Source organism: Microtetraspora malaysiensis (genome assembly GCF_050947145.1).
In the GTDB taxonomy this organism is placed as follows: domain Bacteria; phylum Actinomycetota; class Actinomycetes; order Streptosporangiales; family Streptosporangiaceae; genus Microtetraspora_A; species Microtetraspora_A malaysiensis.
On the sequence record NZ_CP191998.1, the window covers coordinates 6,140,820 to 6,154,564 of the forward strand.

The window sequence follows — 13,745 nt, forward strand, 5'->3', positions numbered from 1 at the left end:
CGATGCGGCGGCCAGTCCCATCCTTCGCGGGGTAGCTGAGAAAGCCACGCAGCATTCTTGCCCGCAACGAGCAGGGGCGCCAGCCAGGCAACCGCACGCGCACCCAAAAACTCGAAGTGGACACTGCGCAACGAAACCGGAAGGGAGGAGGGGCGACGTCCTCGCCTGTGACAGCGGAGATCCGCCCCGTAGACCTATGCCTGAGAACATACGAGCCGGCGTTGACGGTGCGAAGCAGGCAAGAGGCGTTGTCCGCCGAAGGATCATTCTCGGGGTCACCGCAGCGGTGCTGCTCACCACGAGTGCGGGTGTAGCGGCTGCAGCTGACAGCGGCCACGAGCGTGCGCCTCTTGGTGACAACACGCGCCCGGCCATCGCCAACCGCATGCTCATCCATCAGGCTTTCACCCAGCCGAGTCCATCTCCCACTGAGCAATCGCCGACCTATGGCGGTCACCAGATGCAGGGTCCGTTGAACGCCATGCACGGCGAACTCGTCATCGCAAAGAAAGGGGGCGGCTACCAGACCCTCACCACTCAGACCGGCATCGTGACGTCGATCAACCAGACGTCCATCGCACTCAAGAGCCAGGATGGCTTCGCACGGACGTATGCCATCACGGACTCCAGCCGGATCTGTGCGGGGCGCAAGGGACTCAGCGAGATCACGGTCGGTGACAACGTATGGGTTATCGCTACAGGGAAGGGCAACTCCGCTCCCGCCAGCCTGATCGCCGACCTCAGCCGACCATAAGGTCTGCTGACACGGTGGTACGGCTTCGCTCGGCCCACGGCATCACTTGCATCGACGTGCGACTTCGACTTCAGCGCCGTCTAGTTTCGGCCGGTCCTGCCGACTTGTATGTACTGCCATACCGCGGGCAGTAGGCGCTGGAGGACGTTCCACGCACAGCCGAGTGTGGAGATCAGGTAGCGACCTCGCTGCGAGTCAGCGTCGACAACGTCCTGCTGCTCAGGAGCGGGATGGAGGCGAACATGACAAACTACGACAATCCATCCCGGGCCGAGGAAGACGCCGCGAGTCGGCTGGCGGCTGACGCGGCCGGACTGGTGCGCCAGGAGATCACGCAGCTTCGCGCTGAATTGACGGCAGACATGCGGCGTGCGGGTGTCGGCAGCGTCCTGCTGGCGGCAGGCGGCATCTTCGGTCTGCTGGCACTGCACGCTAGCTCGGTCGCTCTGCTCCGCGCGCTCGAATCGGTGATGTCTCCTCGGCACGCTGCTCTCGTGCTGGCCTCCGGCTATCTGACCGCGGCCGCCGCGCTCGCACTGTTGGGGGTGGGAAGGCTACGCGAAACAGGTGTCATCACCAGGCACGCGGTGTCGAAGGTGAAGCAAGAGGTGGCGGAGGCCGTCGAGGCCACTCGGGGCGCTGAGGCCAACGATCGGGTTGGTCCGCTCACCGTTTCCAAGCCGTAACGCCCGCTGACGAACGCGACAGCGAAGGTGCACAGTCCGGCGAAGAAGAGGCGGCCGACCGCGGACGCAGTAATCATCACACTGCTGGTGGGGATCCGTAGCGCGTAGACCACCCTGAGGCCAGACGTCGCCCGCCACCGCCAGCTCGTCGCGACCTTCCTGACTGCCTCACGCGGCGGCGACTTTGACGCACTGCTCGCACTGCTGGCCTCTGATGCGGTGCTGCGCAGCGACCCCACGGGCCGCAAGCCCGCGGCGCATACGCCGTGGCCCGTAGCTTCGCCGGACGCGCCAAGGCCGCACAACTGGCCCTCATCGACGGCGGGCTGGTGTGGGCCCCGGCCGGTCAGCCGCGCGTCGTGTTCGGCTTCACCTTCACCGATGGGAAGGTCACCGCGATCGACGTCCTCGCCGACCCCGAACACCTCGAACGTCTCGACCTGCAGTTTCTGGACGGCTGACAGAAACGCGCGTTGCTCGTTGCGCGCTTGACGCAGCAGGGTCGGCCGGGCAGTCAACGGGCCATGGCCCGCGCGCCGCCTGTTTCGCCGACGAGGTTGCGTCCGCGATCGCCGGGCGGGCCCGCGATCGCCGGGCGGGCCCGCGACTACGGCAACGACGCATCGGCGTCCGGGTTCCACACGCCCGCCAACAGGGGGCTCAGACGGCCCTCAGCTGTAGTCATGGGATTCCCCCGGTCTTGCTCGGGGCAATCCCATGATTGCAGTGGTGAGGGTGTCCATATGGAGCCGGTGCAGGTTGTACCAGCTCTCGATGGACTCGAAGATCGCACTCTGGGCGGTAGCCCGGCTCGGCCAGACCCGCCCATCCAGCAGCTCTCCCTTCAACATCGCGAAGAACGAGCGGCTTAAGCTCTTGATAGGGAGCACTCGTCTGGCCCGCGCTCACCTGCGATGGAGGTGGCCAGAGTGGAGGCGTTCAGCGTTTCGACTGAGTTTCGCCCTCCGTGGAGGGTGATCACAGTGGAGGGATGCCCTTGACCTCGACACCGAGGATGCATTCCGCAGCATCGTAGAGGCGGCCCTGCATCAAGCGCCGCCCCGCCTGCTGTTCGACCTCACTGGCGTGACCTTCATCGACACCCACGGAGTCGACGTGATCCGTGATGCCTACTACGCACTGGGCTCCAACGATCGAGTCGCCGTCTGCGGACTCGGGCCACATCTCCAGAAGCTCTTCATCCTTTTGGGCCTTGTCGGGCGCATACCTACCTATCCGACTCGGCACGACGCCATCGTCTACGGCGCCTTGGACTAGTGGCCCGTCACCGAATCTTGGACGGGTAATTGATCTCCGGTGGTGAACCCGTCAGGCTGGCTACCTCTTCAACGTTGGGAGGTGGTCGTGGCTCGCCGACCGGAAGTGTTCGTCCGGCCGTTAACCATGGAGGAAGGCCGCAAGCTGCAACGGATCACGCGGAGCGCTAAAGATCCGATCAAGCTGCGGCGGGCGATCGTGGTGATGATGTCCGGCCAGGGCCAAAGCGTCCCGGACATCACCTCGTTGATGCAGGTCAGCGACGACTACGTACGGGATGTCATCCACGCCTTCAACGAGAAGGGGTTCGACGCGCTCGACCCAAAATGGAACGGGGGCCGTCCACGAGCGATCAGTAGCCAGGTGCGTGAGCACATCTGCCTGATCGCCAAGACGGTCCCCGCCGAATGGGGCATCACCGGACACTCCACCTGGAGCCTGCGCACCCTGGCCGAGCACCTCATCACCCGCGGAGTGGTGGCGGCGATCAGCCGCGAGCACCTACGGCGGATCCTCCGTAAAGGCGGGGTGAGCTGGCAGACCACCACGACGTGGAAGTCCTCCACCGACCCGCACTTCATCGCCAAGATGCAGCGCGTCCTGGACCTCTACGATCACCCGCCCGCCGATGGGCGGGTGATCTGCGTCGATGAGTTCGGGCCGTTGAACCTGATGCCTCGAAAGGGCAAGCGGTGGCGGCCGGCGGGTTCACCGGCCCGGCTGCGTGCCACCTACAACCGCTACAACGGCGTCATGCACATGATCGCCGCGCTCGACCTGGCCACCGGCAAGCTGTACTACCGGATCCGCAAGCGCAAGCGCTGGCGCGAATACCTGTCGTTCCTCAAGACGTTGCGGGCCCGCTGGCCTGGCGAGAAGCTGTATGTGATCGCCGACAACTACTCGCCGCACAAGCATCCCCAGGTCCGCACCTGGGCTGCTGACAACGATGTTGAGCTGGTGTTCCTGCCGACCTACGGCTCCTGGTTGAACTGGATCGAATCAGAGTTCGCCGCGCTGCGCTACTACGCGCTGAACGGCACCGACCACCGCACCCATGACGAGCAAAACGCGGCGATCGGCGCTTACGTGCGCTGGCGCAACGCCCGAGCCGAGCCCAAGACCAACTTCGCTGCCAGCTCACCGATCAGAAGCTGGACGAGTTACCCGGCCAAGGTTGCGTGACGGGCCACTAGCCAGGAACACGCTGCCTTGTAACTATCCGCTACAGATCGCCCGCACGTGACGACGCTGCTGAGTTGCCTGGACCTTCAACCGGCTTCCGGATGCACCACTGCGCGAGGTGTTCGCCCCGGAGATATCCACGCGAAGCTCTGCTGGAAGCAGCCCCGCCGGTGGCGGCACCACCGGCGGGGCTGCTTCCGCAGTCGTGGGGCGGATCAGACCGGACCAGCAGCGGAAGCGAGTCTCTCGTTGAGAGACGACTTGCGGGAGTTCGACAGGAGATCGAAGGCGACGAGAGCCGCCAGTCCTATCGCCGCAAGGTCGACAATCGCCTTGATCATCACTTTTCCCGTTAGATCACTCTGCGCGATGGGGAATTACGCTATGCAACCTATCCGGGCGTCGCCACCGCCAAACCAGGCACCTGGAGTGATCACTTCCGCCTTACAACGCGGGAAAGTCCCATAAGAGTCAGCTGGAGGAACCGTGATAAATGTGGCCGATGGGACGCCCGATCCGATCGACGCGTGGCTTCAGCAGCTTCTTCGCCTCACGGGTGCCTGCGCAGCCGTGCCCGAGCAGCGAGTGCACGCCCCTCGAAACGCTGCGCCGCCCAGCCCCGATGTCCAGCACTTCCGTGCGTAGCCACATAGCCGTGCGGCTAGATCCGGGCCTGCGGCATGGCGGACCTTCGGTATCAAGATCGGTCCTGCGCGCCCGCTTCTCCAAGCTGGTCTTGAGCTCCTCGTGCATCGATCCGTCCCGCTCGAACAAGCGGTGAGCTTCCCCCGGAAGACTCCAGCAGTTCCTTGATGCCGTTGACAAAGTTGGCGCTGCGCCGGACGTCGCCCGCGATCCTCATGTTTGGTGATGCGCGCCGAATTTTCACGTACTTCGTCAACGGCTTCGGAGATCATGGATGCTGGGTGGATGGCCTCAAGAGGCGGTTCATGAGCACGAGTGTCGTACCGTACACCAGGTGTCCCGCCGCCATCACCGCCGGGCGGCCCGGTTCGTCCTGCGAGATCGGTGGCAAGATCCCCATGCTCGGCACCCATCCCTCGTAGCTGGCGATCCATATCGCGAGTCCGTAACCGAGGCCCAATGGAATCCCGGGTTCCCGTTCTCGGCAGAGGATGCCGAAGAGAGCTCCGGCCGACGTTCCGAATCCAAAGTGAGCGAGCAAACTGAGCGGCTTCTCTCCTCGTTTGGGACGGTGCCGGTGGCCCGGAAGGATGGCACGGGTGATGTGTTTGGGCGGATGCTCTCGCATGAGCCCGGCTTGCTCTCCGGCCAACATCACTGCGCTCATCGCTACGGTGGCGAGGGCGCCGCTGAGAGCGCCGTTCAGCAGGTTGCGCACCATCAGAATTCTTCTTCTCCGTTAGATCGGCTTTACCGTGCGGCTGCCTCACCGGTGAACACGAAGCACTTCCCATACCACCCGATTCGGAGGCTTGAGCGGCTGTACCCGAGACGTCTGCCCGCTGAACCTCCGCCGGGATGGCCTGGCGAAGACACGTCCTTCGTGGCTCAGCCGCGGGCCTTTGCGGTGGCTCGCCTGTTCGCCTTCTTGATCGCCTCAACCAGCTCCTCTTTGGTCATTCGGGAGCGGCCCTGGACTCCAAGACGCTGGGCAATACTCTGGAGGTGCTGATTGGACGCGTTGACGTCCACGCCTTCGGCGGTTTCCCCCACGTCGGGCGTGCTTCTCGCCGCCTGATCGTCGGACGGCCCCTTCCGCCGCTTCTCCTCCCAGTGGTCGCCGACCTTCTCGTAGGAGTGCTTCAGCGCGGCGAAAGCGGTGCGATGCGCACGCTGCCCTTCGCCGTACGTTTCCACTGCCGAGTCGTGGGCGGATCCAGATCTCCTGCGCGTGCTTCGGAGGGCGGCGCAGGGTTGATGGAAGCTCTTCGCGTACTGGCAAATCAGTCACCTCTTGAGCCCCGCTGCCCAGCTTCCTTACGAACAAACGCTGTCTCGTTCGCGTCCATCGGGTGCCGTCTCACCTGGTAGACGGCTGGTGACCATGAGGCTGCCCGCCGTCGCCGCCTGTCCTTGGCGTGTAGTCGACCACCAGGCTACGGCGCGACGCACCGCCCGCGCTTGTGCTCTGTCATCGGGGCTGCGCGTTGGCCAGCCCAATACCGCGGCCGAGTCGGTGCAGTGTCCACCCCGCTCCCTCCCATCGCGCATCGTGGAGGGCGTTCCGGGCATCGATCGCGAGGCGCTCGGAGACCACGGCGCCGACCAAGCTCCGGATGGATGGCGCGGAACTCCGGCCATGCGGTCATGGTGAGCAGGAGCGTGGCGCCGACCGCCGCCCGTACCGGGTCGTTGGCGTAACCGAGGTGGGGATGACTGGCGCGGGCCGCGTCGATCGCGATCGGGTCGTAGACGGTGACCGTGGCGCCGAGACGGTGCAGCCGGGCGGCGACGTCGAGCGCGGGCGAGTCGCGGACGTCGTCGGTGCCGGCTCTGAAGGCCGCTCCCCGGACGGCTATCCGCTTGCCGGAGAGGTCGCCGCCACACAGCCTGTGGGCCAGGGTCACGACACGGTCACGGCGACCGACATTGATCCGGTCCACCGTCGTCATCCCGCCGTCCGCCTGCGCTCACCGGCTCAGCGGCGAGGCACGGGTGCTGGCGGGGCGGTTCCGGGGCCGCTCATGAGTGGACCGCTCATGGCAGGGACCGTCCGCGAACGCGACGTACGGCGTGGAGGCACGGCGCACGCCGACGTTGCGAGCGGGCGCGCCCCGGTTCTCCCCCAGTTCGACGACCTCGACCGACGGAAACCTCTGGCGTACGAACGCGGGGGTTCCGTCGGCGGAGCCGTTGTCGACGAGGATGGCGGGGCACTCATGGTGGGCCAGCGAACGCTCCGGCTCCTTCCGGCGGTTCCGCGTGGCCACCACGATCGTCACGCGCGTCGTCATTCCCGCCTCCCAAAGGATGGGCATCATCCCCGGGCCGCTCCGGCCTCAGACGAGTACTCCACGAGACGGTGTGGCGACCCACGAGACGCCTTCTGCCCCGTTGCGAAGGTTTCTGTCCCCATTTCCCGCTTCATGCACTGTGTCGCGGAAATCGAGAGGAAGCGGTGATCAAATGATCATCGCAACACGCCCCTCCCGGTCGTCGGTCAGTTCGGCGAAGGAGTACGGCGGCCAAACGCGAAACGATCAACGGAGCGGTCCTTCGGCACTCCCGGGGCGGGAGTAGACGAACAGGGGGTGCAGGGCCGAAGCGCTTTTCGGAGAGTTTTACCTCCGCAGACCATGCCTCGTTATTCCGCGGATAGGGGAGTCACATGGATGGACCGCCCTGTTCCGGCTGCCCAGCGGTGCCAGGGCGGGAAGGGATCACCGAGGCAGGAGAGTTCCATGACTGAAACCGACCCGGAGCACACCTCAGGTGAGCCTCCGGCTCACGTGCCCGATGACAGGGAAGACTCCGCAGGGGCCGAGGCTCCGGCGGGCATCGAACCCGAAGGACCCACGCCCCACGTCCCCGACGATCGCAAGGGCGCGGCCCGATCCGACGCATGACGTTGGGGGTGGCGCTGCCCACGATCGTGCTCGCGTTCGTCTACACCGTCGGCCTGCGCGACCTACGCGACCTGGCCGTCCCGGAAGATCCCCATGCTCTCGTCGTCGAGGTCACCGGCCATCGCTGGTGGTGGGAGGTGCGCTATCCCGGCTCGGGCTTCGTTACCGCCAACGAGATCCACGTGCCCACCGGCAGGACCGTGCACCTGCGGCTGCGGACCGCCGACGTCAACCACAGCTTCTGGGTGCCCCAGCTCGCCGTGAAGACCGACCTCGTCGCCGGCCGGGTGAACGACACATGGCTACGCGCCGAGCGCGACGGTGTCTACCGCGGCCAGTGCGCGGAGTACTGCGGGATCCAGCACGGGCACATGGCCTTCCACGTGGTCGCCCAGCCCCCCGCCACCTTCGCATCGTGGCTGGCCGGGCAGTCGCGGCCCGCGGCCACCCATCCGGCGGCGAGGCAGCGCGCGGCCTGCGCACGCTGCAGTCCGCGTCCTGCGCCTCCTGTCACACCGTGCGCGGCACCACGGTGGACGGGAGGGTCGGCCCCGACCTGACCCACGTGGCGAGCAGGCGCTACCTCGCCGCCGGCGCCATCCCCAACACCCCCGGCTACCTGGGCGGCTGGATCGCCGACTCCCAGTCGATCAAACCGGGTAACGTCATGCCGCCCCAGCCCCTCACCCCGGACCAACTGCATGCGCTCATCGCGTACCTCGGAACGCTGCGTTAGGAGCGCGTATGAGCATCGCGAACGCAGGCGAGGCGTACGAGGCGGCGGAGGAGGCCGCGGGTGAGCGCGTGGCCCGGCACTGGCCGGAGGGCCACGGGCTACGCGGCTGGATCACGACCGTCGACCACAAGCGGATCGGCCGCCGGTACATGGTGACGGCTAGATGCGCCTTCTCCGGGTAGCGAGCCCTTTGGGGGTGAACCACATGACACGGAAGGCGGGGCAAAGGCCCCGGATCGTGGTCGTCACCGGAGCGAGCGCTGGCGTGGGCCGTGCGACCGCCTGCATGTTCGGCGCCCGCGGCGACACAGTGGCGCTACTGGCCCGTGGAGAGACGGGCCTTGCCGCGGCAGCGCGGGAGATCGATGCAGCTGGCGGGCGAGCCCTGGCCATACCGACGGACGTCGCTGACCACCGGGAAGTAGCCGACGCCGCGCGGCGGGTGGAGGACGAGCTCGGCCCCATGGACGTCTGGGTCAACACCGCCTTCGCCACGGTCTTCGCGCCCTTCACGCAGATTTCCCCCGACGAGTTCCGGCGGATCACTGAAGTGACATACCTCGGCTACGTCTTCGGCACGCAGGCTGCGCTCGACCTGATGCTGCCCAGGAACCACGGCACGATCGTGCAGGTCGGCTCCGCCCTCGCCTACCGGGCCATTCCGTTGCAGTCCGGGTACTGCGGTGCCAAGCACGCGATCAAGGGGTTCACCGAGTCGCTCCGATGTGAGCTGCTACACGGGCGCAGTGCCGTACGGGTGACCATGGTGCAGCTTCCCGCGGTGAACACGCCGCAGTTCGACTGGGTGCTGTCCCGATTGCCGCATCGGCCACAGCCAGTGCCACCCGTCTACCAGCCGGAGGTGGCAGCCCATGCGGTGCTCTTCGCCACCGACCATCCCCGGCGCAAGGAGTTCTGGGTCGGCGGGTCCACGGCGGTCGCGCTGATCGCCAACAGGATCTTTCCCGCCCTTATCGACCGCTATCTGGGCTGGACCGGCTTCGCGTCGCAGCAGACATCCGAGCCGAGCCCGCCCGACGGCCCTGTCAACCTGTGGGAGCCAGCGGACGGCAAGGACGGGCACGACTTCGGGGCGCACGGCCGCTTCGACGACAGGTCCCGCTCCACGAGCGCGGAGACGTGGCTGTCGCGGCACCGCCAGGCCACGACCGCGGCGGCAATCGCAGGGGGCGCCCTTCTCGTGGGGGCGCGGCTGCACGCGCGCCACGTCGAAATGGCGAGCTGAGTGAGATCAAACACCCCTCTACCGACGACTCGGGGTTGCGTCCACGAGAAGTGGCACGACACGGCGGCACGCTCACGATCGGTGACTCCCCACAGCGGCACCAGGTTCGTGCTCCGCCTCCCTTTGCGCACCTGAAGCGCACGGCTCCTGGGCATGAGGCCGACGGGCAGTACCCGGCCGCGCCATCCGCTCATGTTCGGGGAGATGCAGGACCATCGACGAACTTGCCGTGATGAAGGCAGCCCCGGTCCGGCCCCAGGGCGACGGCAGACTTCCTCAGAGTTCGCGGGCTTGGGAGATTACTTTTAGGGAGCAGACGATGCAGCGGGCGACGGAGATCGTTGGTCGCCACCACCCGCAGGTCCATAAGATCAGTCTTTGAACGCGTCCTTCACCTTCTCGCCGGCCTGCTTGATGGAGCCCTTGACCTTGTCGGCCTTGCCTTCGGCTTCCTTACGCTCGTCGTCGGTCATCTCGCCGACGAGCTCCTTGGCCTTGCCCTTGAGCTCCTGAGCCTTGTTGGAAACCTTGTCACCCCTACCCATGTCAGACTTCCTTCCGCTATGCGGCGATTGTCCGCTATCGGGAAAACTATCCGGTGTGCAGGCAAGGGAACCCCTTCTCCATCTCAGGATTCTGTGAGGGTCGTAGCGGAACCGGATCTTCGCGAGTCCCGCCTGCAGATCCTTTACTCATCGCGAATGGCTGCTCCCTTACCCGGGTTCGAGGTAATTCGGTTGGCTGGAGACACGAACCTGGGTTCTGACCAGGGCGGACATGGCTGGGGCCGCCTGGAGAGCGTTTCTCTAGGAAGTGGCGTTCTGGCTGGTCAGCGGCTTGCGGGCTGGAGGTCGATGACCTGCTTGAGGTGGGGGATGTCGAGCTTGGCAAGCAGGCCGATTTGAGGCTTGGTCAGAGCGGCGACCTGCCGGAACAGGCCTGCGGGGCCGGTGAAGGTGCCGACGTGGAGCCGGTCGAGCCCACGGCGGGCGGCGGTCCAGATGGTGCCGGTGCGGGTCTCGAGGATCCGGATCAAGAGCAGGGCAAGCCAGCAGAGCAGGACGTGAGCGCGGATGCGTTCTTCGAGCCGGTGGCAGACGGGCCGCAGATCGATGATCTGTTTCATGTCGCGCCAGCCTCGGTCGACTTCCAGGAGCTGCTTGCAGCCCAGGGCGTTGTCCTCGGCGGTCAGGTGCGGGTCGGAGCAGCGCAGCAGGTACTTGCCGTCGAGGTTCTCCTCGGCCTTGATCTTGGTGGTGTCGAGGCGGAGCTTGCCGGCTGGCGTCGTTTTGAGGTAGCGGTTCAGGCCGGGCTTGGCCGCGATCTTCCGCGTAGTTCACCGCGTTCGAACGCCGAGAGGCTGTCGGTGTCCTCAATCAGCTCGGTGAGCCTCCACCGAAGCCGGAGCGCTTCACTGAGGGCGGGTCCGCTCATGCTCGAAGCTCTACCGCCAGTGCCTGCCCCGCGGCGTACTACGCGCTGGGGCCATGTTGGCGCGCCCCTCGGCGACCGCCAGGCCATAGGGCGTACGAGACGGACCGGCCCTGTCCGAGAGGACAGCGGTCCTCGCCGTGCCCGCGCAGGGATCAGGCATCAGCCGCGCGCCGTTCCTCGCCGCAAGAATCAACTGCATGCGGCGCGATACCCCTGGGCAGATGGACCCGCTGCTCGGGTACGGCTGCGCAGGCGCCTGTGAGGCGAAGTAGCCGCTGAAGCCACGCATCCATGGGATCTGAAGCGGCAAGGGCGACGTTTGCCATGTGATTCCCCCGATTGGCTCCGACTGGCTAGTGATTTCTCCGAGACCCGTTTGGTGGCGACAGCATCGGAGACATTACGGAGAGTAGTGCCCAACGCAGAGAGTGACGTAACGGGAGAAGTGATGATCAAGGCGATTGTCGCCCTTGCGGCAATAGGAGTGGCGGCTCTCGTCGCCTTCGGCCTCGTATCGAGCTCCCGCAAGCCGTCTCTCAACGAGAGACTCGCTTCCGCCGCCCGCTCAGCCTGATCAATACCCGGGACGGTAGAAGCGGCCCCGCCGGTGGTGTTCACCACCGGCGGGGCATTCTGCTATCAGCAGAGCTTCGCCTGGATACCTCCGCGCAGGTGGTGCATCTGGAAGTCAGCTCAAGGCCCCTACGCAATTCGGCAGCGTCCTCACGCGCGGCGATCGTGTAGCCGACAGCGTGCAGGACGGCAGCCCGAGACGGCGGTGCCAATGTTGCCCATCCCGAAGACGCCGAGCGTCGTCACCCCCTGGCGGGCCCGGGACTTCGGCGCGCGGACGCCGTTCTTCGTCGTCGCCGGCATCCCTCGCCGTCGTCGGACTGGTCGGCCTGGTCGCTCTCGCCTGTGTCGGTGTGCTCGGCTTCGTCGCCCGCCGCCGCGCTGTCTCGCGCTGATGGTCCCTAAACGGTGCGGCCCCTGAACAAGGAGGTCATGCCTCTTTTCTCATCTTCCTGGTGCCTCGGGGATCGACGTACGGCGTCTCGTCGGGGGCGTGGCCGGCCTCGATAGCGCGTTCGCGCGCCAGCTCGGCGTCGAACTCCACGCCGAGCAGGATGGCGATGTTGGTGATCCACAACCAGATCAGGAAGACGACGACCCCGGCCAGCGTGGCGTACGTCTTGTTGTAGGAGCCGAACTTCGCCACGTACAGGGCGAACAGGAGCGACGCGACGATCCACACGATCACCGCCAGTAGGGTCCCAGAAGTGAGCCAGCGGAAGCGCGGCTGCCGCACGTTGGGAGCCAGCCAGAACAGCAGGGCGAGCACCAGCGCGACGAGGACCAGCAGAACAGGCCACTTGCCGACGTTCCAGATCGCGACTCCCGTCTCGCCGATTCCCAACACCTGACCGGCCTTGTCCGCCAGTCCGCCAGTGAACACCACGACGAACATCCCGATCGCGGTCAGCGCGATCAGCATCGCGGTGATGCCCACCCGCAGCGGCAACGTGACCCAGATGGGCCGCCCTTCGGGCATGTCGTACAGCGCGTTGGCCGCACGTATGAAGGCCGCGACATACCCCGAAGCCGACCAGATGGCGACCACGATGCCGATGATGGCCGCGGCGCCTGCGGCTGGCCTGCTTCCCTGCAGCGCCTGCAGAATGGGCCCGAGGGTCTGCTTGGCCGGCCCGGGAGCCAAAGCGGTGACATTGCTCATCAGTGGCTTTGTGGCCGAGGCGCCGAGCAGCCCGAGTATCGACACCACGGCCAGCAGCGCGGGAAAGAGCGAGAGCACCGCATAGTACGTCAGCGCGGCCGCCCGGTCGGTGACCTTGTCCCGCTGGAACTCCTTGACTGTGCGCTTGAGCACGTCGAACCACGACTTCTTGGGCAGATCGGTGGGGCTCTCCGGTGCCTTGCGTGGTTCCCGTTGAGGATCTTCTCGCGTCATAGCCGTTCCTCTGACTGCGCCCGGTTCGCCAGATCACGCGCTACCCGGGCAACCAGGGCGCATGCGCGACCAACTCGTAGAGTTCCAGACGTGGATGGCGGACCACTTCCGCCTCGACGTGGACAAGAAGGAGCACCGCACCTCATTCATGCGCCGGTTCTCCCCCGAAGCGTCGCGACCGGCCTCGCCTGGACGGCCAGCGTGCATGAGGGGTACGAGCCGCAGCGCTTCGTCCACCTGAAGAACACCGTGGCCAGCCTCGGATCCGAGATCTCCGACTCCGCCCGAACTGGTGGCACATCCATCTAGATGAATATCAGCGGCCCCGCCTTCATGTGCCCATCATCCCCTGGTCCGCCCGTTCGGGTTCGAGGTCAGATTCAACCTGACCCCAGCCTGGCGAGTGTGAACACCCTGGGTAGCTAAGAAGAGCGACTCAGCGTCGATGGCCATTCCGATGCTCGTCAAGCTCGTCCGCCTGCTGCCACGCGGAGAATTTCGCGGATCGCCGCCCCCGATAGATCGAGCTTCGATAGGAAGGCGATCGCGGGACTGGCCGCGATCATCTCCGCGAAGTCCTGCTCGTCATAGGCCGAGATCATGACGACGCACGGCGGACCCCCAGCGGCCGCGTCCACGAGCTTTCGGGCCAGATCGAATCCGCACTCCTCGCCCAGGTCGATATCGATCAGCACAACATCTGGCCGGAGCTCGGAATACCGATCAAGGGTTTCGGCGACTGTGGATGCCTCGCCGACGACGGCGATCCCGTCCGCGTCGAGCAGACGGCGAGCGGCCTCCCTGAAGTGATCACTGTCATCAACGATCAGACAACGTGGTGCCATGTCTCTAGGATCGCAACAAGCTGCCGAGAAGGACATCGCAGCTAGCGGGTGTCAATCCCCT

18 protein-coding genes and 3 pseudogenes are annotated in these 13,745 nt (G+C 65.9%); 11 read left to right on the plus strand and 10 right to left on the minus strand.

The genetic code is table 11. The features are described 5' to 3' along the window. Positions 1-196: 196 nt before the first annotated feature. The 3 genes from ACQP1V_RS28950 to ACQP1V_RS28960 all read left to right on the plus strand — a co-directional run bounded on the left by ACQP1V_RS28950 (position 197) and on the right by ACQP1V_RS28960 (position 1,901). Complete coding sequence (locus tag ACQP1V_RS28950) at positions 197-754, plus strand: hypothetical protein (RefSeq protein WP_433413211.1); 558 nt, start codon at positions 197-199, stop codon at positions 752-754. A 242-nt stretch (positions 755-996) separates the two neighbouring features. Further along, positions 997-1,440, plus strand: a complete 444-nt coding sequence (locus ACQP1V_RS28955; protein ID WP_433413212.1) for a phage holin family protein — start codon at positions 997-999, stop codon at positions 1,438-1,440. Positions 1,441-1,706: 266 nt separating this feature from the next. Then, positions 1,707-1,901: a hypothetical protein gene (locus ACQP1V_RS28960; RefSeq protein ID WP_433413213.1), complete on the plus strand. Its 195-nt coding sequence runs from the start codon at positions 1,707-1,709 to the stop codon at positions 1,899-1,901. Positions 1,902-2,111: 210 nt separating this feature from the next. Here ACQP1V_RS28960 and ACQP1V_RS28965 read toward each other — a convergent pair whose 3' ends face one another. Both ACQP1V_RS28965 and ACQP1V_RS28970 read right to left on the minus strand, forming a co-directional pair. Beyond that, positions 2,112-2,291: a hypothetical protein gene (locus tag ACQP1V_RS28965; protein ID WP_433425977.1), complete on the minus strand. Its 180-nt coding sequence runs from the start codon at positions 2,289-2,291 to the stop codon at positions 2,112-2,114. A 127-nt stretch (positions 2,292-2,418) separates the two neighbouring features. Then, entirely contained in the window at positions 2,419-2,547 is a 129-nt protein-coding gene (locus tag ACQP1V_RS28970) for a hypothetical protein (RefSeq protein ID WP_433413214.1), read from the minus strand. Here ACQP1V_RS28970 and ACQP1V_RS28975 point away from each other — a divergent pair. Beyond that, positions 2,485-2,718, plus strand: a complete 234-nt coding sequence (locus tag ACQP1V_RS28975; RefSeq protein ID WP_433425979.1) for an STAS domain-containing protein — start codon at positions 2,485-2,487, stop codon at positions 2,716-2,718. The two genes, ACQP1V_RS28970 and ACQP1V_RS28975, sit on opposite strands and share 63 nt — an antisense overlap. 87 nt (positions 2,719-2,805) lie before the next feature. Beyond that, entirely contained in the window at positions 2,806-3,903 is a 1,098-nt protein-coding gene (locus ACQP1V_RS28980) for an IS630 family transposase (protein WP_433412161.1), read from the plus strand. Between the two features lie 913 nt (positions 3,904-4,816). Here the strand turns inward: ACQP1V_RS28980 and ACQP1V_RS28985 are convergent. The 4 genes and pseudogenes from ACQP1V_RS28985 to ACQP1V_RS29000 all read right to left on the minus strand — a co-directional run bounded on the left by ACQP1V_RS28985 (position 4,817) and on the right by ACQP1V_RS29000 (position 6,842). Beyond that, positions 4,817-5,269 (minus strand): DUF6789 family protein, encoded by a 453-nt coding sequence (locus ACQP1V_RS28985; protein ID WP_433413215.1) that lies wholly within the window; start codon positions 5,267-5,269, stop codon positions 4,817-4,819. Positions 5,270-5,436: 167 nt separating this feature from the next. Further along, a pseudogene (locus tag ACQP1V_RS28990) lies at positions 5,437-5,830 on the minus strand (ChaB family protein). 154 nt (positions 5,831-5,984) lie between these two features. Next, positions 5,985-6,500, minus strand: a complete 516-nt coding sequence (locus ACQP1V_RS28995) for a UDP binding domain-containing protein (protein ID WP_433413216.1) — start codon at positions 6,498-6,500, stop codon at positions 5,985-5,987. An 18-nt stretch (positions 6,501-6,518) separates the two neighbouring features. Further along, positions 6,519-6,842, minus strand: coding sequence for a glycosyltransferase family 2 protein (locus ACQP1V_RS29000; protein ID WP_433413217.1), 324 nt, complete (start codon positions 6,840-6,842; stop codon positions 6,519-6,521). Between the two features lie 447 nt (positions 6,843-7,289). Between ACQP1V_RS29000 and ACQP1V_RS29005 the strand changes: the two genes are divergently transcribed. From ACQP1V_RS29005 to ACQP1V_RS29025, 5 genes are read left to right on the plus strand one after another with little or no spacing between them, the layout of a single operon-like run. Then, positions 7,290-7,454 carry a hypothetical protein gene (locus ACQP1V_RS29005; protein ID WP_433413218.1) on the plus strand — a complete coding sequence of 55 codons (165 nt, stop codon included), beginning with the start codon at positions 7,290-7,292 and terminating at the stop codon, positions 7,452-7,454. Continuing rightward, positions 7,451-8,014, plus strand: coding sequence for a cytochrome c oxidase subunit II (locus ACQP1V_RS29010; RefSeq protein WP_433413219.1), 564 nt, complete (start codon positions 7,451-7,453; stop codon positions 8,012-8,014). The genes ACQP1V_RS29005 and ACQP1V_RS29010 overlap by 4 nt, the downstream gene beginning before the upstream one ends. Continuing rightward, entirely contained in the window at positions 7,972-8,190 is a 219-nt protein-coding gene (locus ACQP1V_RS29015) for a c-type cytochrome (protein ID WP_433413220.1), read from the plus strand. The genes ACQP1V_RS29010 and ACQP1V_RS29015 overlap by 43 nt, the downstream gene beginning before the upstream one ends. Positions 8,191-8,198: 8 nt before the next feature. Next, the gene (locus ACQP1V_RS29020) at positions 8,199-8,372 is read left to right on the plus strand and encodes a hypothetical protein (protein ID WP_433413221.1); all 174 of its coding nucleotides are present in this window, start codon (positions 8,199-8,201) and stop codon (positions 8,370-8,372) included. 23 nt (positions 8,373-8,395) lie between these two features. Continuing rightward, a complete protein-coding gene (locus ACQP1V_RS29025; protein ID WP_433413222.1) occupies positions 8,396-9,436 on the plus strand; it encodes an SDR family oxidoreductase in 1,041 nt (346 codons plus the stop codon). 371 nt (positions 9,437-9,807) lie between these two features. Here the strand turns inward: ACQP1V_RS29025 and ACQP1V_RS29030 are convergent, their stop codons facing one another. From ACQP1V_RS29030 to ACQP1V_RS29040, 3 genes and pseudogenes are all read right to left on the minus strand, one after another. Then, positions 9,808-9,981, minus strand: coding sequence for a CsbD family protein (locus ACQP1V_RS29030; protein WP_433413223.1), 174 nt, complete (start codon positions 9,979-9,981; stop codon positions 9,808-9,810). 284 nt (positions 9,982-10,265) lie between these two features. Continuing rightward, positions 10,266-10,828 (minus strand): annotated as a pseudogene (locus tag ACQP1V_RS29035) (IS1634 family transposase); the annotation flags it as partial. A 1,045-nt stretch (positions 10,829-11,873) separates the two neighbouring features. Then, the gene (locus ACQP1V_RS29040; RefSeq protein ID WP_433413224.1) at positions 11,874-12,839 is read right to left on the minus strand and encodes a YihY/virulence factor BrkB family protein; all 966 of its coding nucleotides are present in this window, start codon (positions 12,837-12,839) and stop codon (positions 11,874-11,876) included. A 67-nt stretch (positions 12,840-12,906) separates the two neighbouring features. Here ACQP1V_RS29040 and ACQP1V_RS29045 point away from each other — a divergent pair. Next, positions 12,907-13,043: pseudogene (locus ACQP1V_RS29045) on the plus strand (FAD-dependent thymidylate synthase); the annotation flags it as partial. 260 nt (positions 13,044-13,303) lie between these two features. On the opposite strand, the gene ACQP1V_RS29050 reads toward ACQP1V_RS29045, so the two are convergent. Further along, positions 13,304-13,684 carry a LytR/AlgR family response regulator transcription factor gene (locus ACQP1V_RS29050; RefSeq protein WP_433413225.1) on the minus strand — a complete coding sequence of 127 codons (381 nt, stop codon included), beginning with the start codon at positions 13,682-13,684 and terminating at the stop codon, positions 13,304-13,306. Positions 13,685-13,745: the final 61 nt, after the last annotated feature.

Coding starts and splice junctions, on each gene's coding strand:
- ACQP1V_RS28950 (WP_433413211.1), top strand. CDS start 197: ATGCCTGAGAACATACGAGCCGGCGTTGACGGTGCGAAGCAGGCAAGA.
- ACQP1V_RS28955 (WP_433413212.1), top strand. CDS start 997: ATGACAAACTACGACAATCCATCCCGGGCCGAGGAAGACGCCGCGAGT.
- ACQP1V_RS28965 (WP_433425977.1), bottom strand. CDS start 2,291: ATGTTGAAGGGAGAGCTGCTGGATGGGCGGGTCTGGCCGAGCCGGGCT.
- ACQP1V_RS28985 (WP_433413215.1), bottom strand. CDS start 5,269: ATGGTGCGCAACCTGCTGAACGGCGCTCTCAGCGGCGCCCTCGCCACC.
- ACQP1V_RS28995 (WP_433413216.1), bottom strand. CDS start 6,500: ATGACGACGGTGGACCGGATCAATGTCGGTCGCCGTGACCGTGTCGTG.
- ACQP1V_RS29000 (WP_433413217.1), bottom strand. CDS start 6,842: ATGACGACGCGCGTGACGATCGTGGTGGCCACGCGGAACCGCCGGAAG.
- ACQP1V_RS29005 (WP_433413218.1), top strand. CDS start 7,290: ATGACTGAAACCGACCCGGAGCACACCTCAGGTGAGCCTCCGGCTCAC.
- ACQP1V_RS29010 (WP_433413219.1), top strand. CDS start 7,451: ATGACGTTGGGGGTGGCGCTGCCCACGATCGTGCTCGCGTTCGTCTAC.
- ACQP1V_RS29020 (WP_433413221.1), top strand. CDS start 8,199: ATGAGCATCGCGAACGCAGGCGAGGCGTACGAGGCGGCGGAGGAGGCC.
- ACQP1V_RS29025 (WP_433413222.1), top strand. CDS start 8,396: ATGACACGGAAGGCGGGGCAAAGGCCCCGGATCGTGGTCGTCACCGGA.
- ACQP1V_RS29030 (WP_433413223.1), bottom strand. CDS start 9,981: ATGGGTAGGGGTGACAAGGTTTCCAACAAGGCTCAGGAGCTCAAGGGC.
- ACQP1V_RS29040 (WP_433413224.1), bottom strand. CDS start 12,839: ATGACGCGAGAAGATCCTCAACGGGAACCACGCAAGGCACCGGAGAGC.
- ACQP1V_RS29050 (WP_433413225.1), bottom strand. CDS start 13,684: ATGGCACCACGTTGTCTGATCGTTGATGACAGTGATCACTTCAGGGAG.